The organism is Streptomyces sp. NPDC005181 (assembly GCF_040608395.1).
In the GTDB taxonomy this organism is placed as follows: domain Bacteria; phylum Actinomycetota; class Actinomycetes; order Streptomycetales; family Streptomycetaceae; genus Streptomyces.
The window spans coordinates 1-4523 of sequence record NZ_JBEXID010000200.1 but is presented as its reverse complement, the minus strand read 5'-3'; the positions used below and the strand labels follow the sequence as shown (position 1 = coordinate 4523).

4 protein-coding genes are annotated in these 4523 nt (G+C 68.9%); 1 reads left to right on the top strand and 3 read right to left on the bottom strand.

Annotated elements, in window-relative coordinates; genetic code table 11:
• Positions 1-91: 91 nt before the first annotated feature.
• Positions 92-1087, bottom strand: a complete 996-nt coding sequence (locus tag ABZV38_RS39735; RefSeq protein WP_356333761.1) for a winged helix-turn-helix domain-containing protein — start codon at positions 1085-1087, stop codon at positions 92-94.
• 131 nt (positions 1088-1218) lie between these two features.
• On the opposite strand from ABZV38_RS39735, the gene ABZV38_RS39730 reads away from it, so the two are divergent.
• On the top strand, positions 1219-2175 hold the full coding sequence (locus ABZV38_RS39730; RefSeq protein WP_356333759.1) for a hypothetical protein: 957 nt from the start codon (positions 1219-1221) through the stop codon (positions 2173-2175).
• A 363-nt stretch (positions 2176-2538) separates the two neighbouring features.
• Here the strand turns inward: ABZV38_RS39730 and ABZV38_RS39725 are convergent, their stop codons facing one another.
• Both ABZV38_RS39725 and ABZV38_RS39720 read right to left on the bottom strand, forming a co-directional pair.
• Positions 2539-3516: a hypothetical protein gene (locus tag ABZV38_RS39725; RefSeq protein ID WP_356333757.1), complete on the bottom strand. Its 978-nt coding sequence runs from the start codon at positions 3514-3516 to the stop codon at positions 2539-2541.
• Entirely contained in the window at positions 3516-4406 is an 891-nt protein-coding gene (locus tag ABZV38_RS39720; RefSeq protein WP_356333755.1) for a P-loop NTPase fold protein, read from the bottom strand. The genes ABZV38_RS39725 and ABZV38_RS39720 overlap by 1 nt, the downstream gene beginning before the upstream one ends.
• Positions 4407-4523 lie beyond the last annotated feature (117 nt).

The window sequence follows — 4523 nt, the reverse complement described above, 5'->3', positions numbered from 1 at the left end:
ACACCACGTGATCATTCCGGGGCCGTCGCCATGCCCGGAGGGCAGATCACGACCGTCACGCTTCACGCATGATCAGCCACCCGACAGGCTCTTAGCCGAGAAGGGCCGGGGGCTCGCCGTCCAGCAGGGCCCGGCCGAGTGGAGTGAGGCTGTGCAGGACTGCGATGCCGATCCGGGTCGTGCGCACCAGCCCCGCGTTGCGCAGCACGGTGGCGTGCTGGCTGGCCGCGGCCAGGGAGACGCCGACGCGTTCGGCGAGCGCGGTGGTCGTCGCCGGATCGCGCACACCGGCGAGGACCGCGGCGCGGGTCCGTCCAAGCAGCGGCCCGAGCACCCCGGGCGGGCCGGCCGGCGCGTCGGGGAGATGCATCGGGTAGGCGAGCACGGTCGACTCCTCGGGCCGGTACATGATCACGGGGCCCGTCGCGAACCAGGACGGCATGAGCAGCAGCCCCCGGCCGCACAGCGGGATGTCGTACGAGGAGCGCGATGGCAGGTGCAGGGTCGGCGGGTCCCAGAGCCAGGTGGGGCTGAGAGTGGTCAGCAGGGCGTCGACGCCCCCGCGCAGCAGCATCTCGGCCCGTAGGACGCGATCAGCCGTGGCGTCGGTGCGGACCTGCGGCCACAGCGGAGCGATGGACGAGGTGAAGTACCGCCGCAGATCGTCCATCAGAGTGTGCCGGGCGGCGGCCGACCCGGCGGCGAGTTCCCGCGACCACCGGCTGGGCGCCACCGGGCCTCCGTCGCGCCCGGGCGAGTCCGCGATCCGCAGGTCCTTGACGAGCAGCTCGGACGGCGTTCGTCCGGCCAGGTCGACAGCGGTGGCGAAGTCCCCGGCGGACGGCTGCAGCAGGAAGTCCGGCAGATAGCCGTCGCGTGGCACCAGGTCGAGGAGCACCCCGGCGCGTTCGGCCAGGCTGCCGTTCACCCGGCGTCGCCACTGGTCGACGGCGGGCCGCGCGCGGCCCTGGGCGGTCGTTCCGGTGCGCAGGCCGCGGACGCTGAGGGCCGCCTCGAACAGGGCGTTGGGTGCCGGGGCGAGGGTGATCCGGCGCAGGTCGGCGGCGTCGAGGTGTAAGCGAATCACGTCGACCGATTATCGTCTGGGCGAAGCCTTTCGCCTAGACGTGAAAGGCCATGCGATCGCGGGGCACCCTGGGCAGGCTCTCGAGCGTCCCCGCGCGGCGGGGCCCACCCATGTACCCGGAGGTCGCAACGATGCCTGGCACCAACCGTCTTCTGTGTCTCGGCGCCTCGGTCCTGCTGGTCGGCCTGGCAGCCCAGCCCGCCCCGGCCGTCGCGCACGATCTGCCGCGCACCTATGTAGTCTCACGGTCCCCGGGGGTTCTGCCCGAGGGGATCGCGATCGACCGCGACGGCACAATGTACGTGTCCTCCGACGGCACCGGCGCGCTGTACCGGGGGACCGTCCGCGACCCGCGCCTGCGTCCCTTCCGCGCGGACGGCGTCGAGGACCGTACGAGCACCCTGGGGGTGCACACCGACGCCCGGGGGCGGGTCTTCTCGGTGGGAGGCGCCGAGCTGACCGTCCACGACCGCCGCGGGCGCCTGCTGGCCACGCGTACCGCGCAGAGCGGACCGCTCGGCGCGTCCGACCTCAACGACCTTGTGATCACCGAGGACGCCGTCTACGTCACGGACTGGGCCAATCCCGTCGTGCACCGCGCCGAGATCCACGGCGGCGAACTCGGGCCCTTGGAGCCCTGGCTGGACGTCCGCTCCGCCTTCCCGCAGTTCCCGGCGCGGTTCTGGCTGCTCAACGGCATCGTGGCGGACCGGTCGGGGCGAACTCTGCTGGTGGCCTCCAACGGGACGGAGGCCGTGTGGCGGGTCGACGTCGCCACCCGGGAGGTCGGTCAACTGGATCTGGACGGGGCGTCCTTCGGTGCCGACGGCATGCTGCTGCGCGGGCGGACGTTGTACGCGGTGCTCAACTACGGCGCCCCGAGCGGGGTCTACGTCGCCACGCTCGACGAGGAGCTGCGCACCGGATCGGTGACCCACCGGATCACGGGCGAGCCGTTCGACCTGCCCACCACGCTGGCCCGCCATGGCTGCCGGCTCTACGTGGTGAACAGCCAGAACGACGAACCCCCGGGGGAGCCCCCGTACACCGTGAGCGCGATCGACGACCCGGCCTGCGACCGTCCCTAGCCCGGTTTTACGCCCACCCCACCCCGAGCTCGGCGAGCGCAGCGCTGTCCAGGGTGAGTGTTTGTGATCGGCGGTTGTGGCTGTGACCTGTGCTGATCAGTTGGAGCGTGCTTTGCCGGGCAGGTTCTGGCTGTGGCGTGATGCGCCTTGTCGGGGATGTGAGGCCGTGTGAGCTGGTGGTTGGTCAGGTTGAGGGCTTCTTGTTCAGGTCTGGTCACTTGTATTGAGCCGTGATCAGTTCTACCGGCTTTTGGTATGGCGGAGGTCGCTGCCGTATCAGCGGCAGGGGCCGTGAGTGGGGCCCGGTGTACGGGCGGGCCGGTGGTTGGGCAGATATGGCGGTGGCAGGCGGCTTGTTGTCTGTCAGGTGGCGTTCGAGCTGTTGCGCTGGCGGTGTTCGCGGAGTGCTTGGAGGATGCGTTCCTGGTGTTCGTCGTGGGGGTTGGTGGGGTCTGCTGCGGGGGCATCGAGGAGTGGGCCGAGGCGGCTGTACAGGTCGTCGAGGCCGATGAGGGCGTCGAGACTGTGCAGAGTGTCGTTGTCGATGACAGGGAAACGAGCTCGGTCGGGCGGGACCAGCACGGTGAGGAGGTCGAGCGGGGGCCACGAATCGTCGAGGCACTGGTTGATCCAGGCCTGCGCATTTTGAGGTTCGGTGTGGCGCCATGCCCAGATGAGGGTGATCTCCAGCTCGGTGAGTTCGTGGACAGGTCGGCCTGCGGCGGGGGTGAGGTGCCGTGCGAGCTCGTGGCTGGTCAGTGAGCGGGCTTCGCTGATCCAGGCGGGGACAGCGGGTGTCTGTGTGTGGTCCGGGCCGTCGGAGGCTGCGCGAGGGGTGGCGCGCTGCAAGGTGTGGGCGGCGAGGAAGGCTCCGTCGGGGGTACTTGCCATGGTCTGGAGGAGGATGGGACGTTCGGCCTCGGAGAGGTCGGTCAGCAGGTCGCTGGCGAGGACGTCCATGGAGCGGTCTGCTGTGAGCAGGTTGAAGACGCCTTGCGGGGCGGCTGTGAGGTGTCCGTACTGCTGGGCTGCGGCTTTGAGGAGCGCCGCTGCCGGCACGGGGGCGCCGGTGATGCGTTCGTACTGGATGCGGCGGGTGATGCGCTGGGTGTCGTCGCGCAGGCACATGAGCAGCTCGTCCTTCTCTGTACTCGGAACGTCATCGGCGAGATGTTGCAGTCCGAGTTCGAATGCCGTTTCCGGTAGGTCGTCATTAGGTACGCCGAAGACCATGCAGCGGTCGAAGTAGTCGATGTTGCCGACGCCGCGGCGTAGCCCGATGGCCTGGGTGTCACCGCCGTCGCCCAAGGCCTGCCGGACGGGAGCGAACAGCATGCTCATCAGGCCGAGCACGCTTTGCAGATGCTCTTCGGCGACGCCTGCTTCGCGGAGCCTGGTGCGCCATCGATCAGCGCGTTGGCCAGGCTGTTCGTCCCGCCGGGCCGTCGGATCGAAACTGGTGCCGGTGAGTTCGGCGCGATGCCGCCCGAGGACCCGGTAGACGCCGGGCTCGCTGGTGCGCATAAAGGTGACGAGCAGGAAGTCGACGAGATCCACGTTTCCGGCGAGTGAGCCGAGGGTGGCATCGACCTGGCCGAAGAACCGCTTGATCGCTCGAGGTGTGCGCAGGCGGGGCGGCCCTGCAGATGCCGGAAATACGCCTCGGAGAACCGTCGCTGTTCGACGGGCGTCATCGTCAGCTCGTGTGAGCGCAGGACTGCGGTGAGCGAGCGGTCGACCAGGACGTCGGCGTCACGTTCGCGGAACGCGGGAAGGTCCAGCCGCACCTGGACGATCATTTCCAGGAACTCGCGGGCTCTCGGCTCGCTGTCCCCGACCAGTTCGCTGCGCCGCAGGACGTCCAGCAGAGTCTGCTCGTCGAAGCTGATCAGGTAGTAGACGTTCGGTAGGTGACCCACCAGGCGTACCAGCTTGAAAACCAGGAGCAATTCGTCGGGCGTCAGACGGTCCAGGTCGTCCATGACCACCAGGACGGGGCTTCCTGCCTTGCGCAGAGCGTCTTCCGCCTTGCGTTTGGCAGCCGAGACGCTGGTATCTCCGCTCACGCGGTCGCTGATCGCTTTGATCAGGCTCTCCGAATCCAGGCCCGCCAGGGCGGTGAGCTTGCCCAGAGGGCTGATGGCCTGGCCGAATCCCCCGATCTTCTGCCGTGCCTCTGACCACTGCTCTTCTTTGGGCAGGGCCGCGCGGATTTCGCTGAACAGTGCCACTGTCAGCGATTCCAGGTCGGAATATCTCCTTGTGTGCTGCACCGGCCGTACGAGGTACCGGTGTCAGTTCCCGTGAAGCGGCCGCCTCACGGAAGATCATGGGCCGGACAGGCTGTG

Bases quoted from the DNA above. Each gene is read 5' to 3' on its own strand.
- ABZV38_RS39730 (WP_356333759.1), top strand. From the start codon at position 1,219: ATGCCTGGCACCAACCGTCTTCTGTGTCTCGGCGCCTCGGTCCTGCTG.
- ABZV38_RS39725 (WP_356333757.1), bottom strand. From the start codon at position 3,516: ATGAGCATGCTGTTCGCTCCCGTCCGGCAGGCCTTGGGCGACGGCGGT.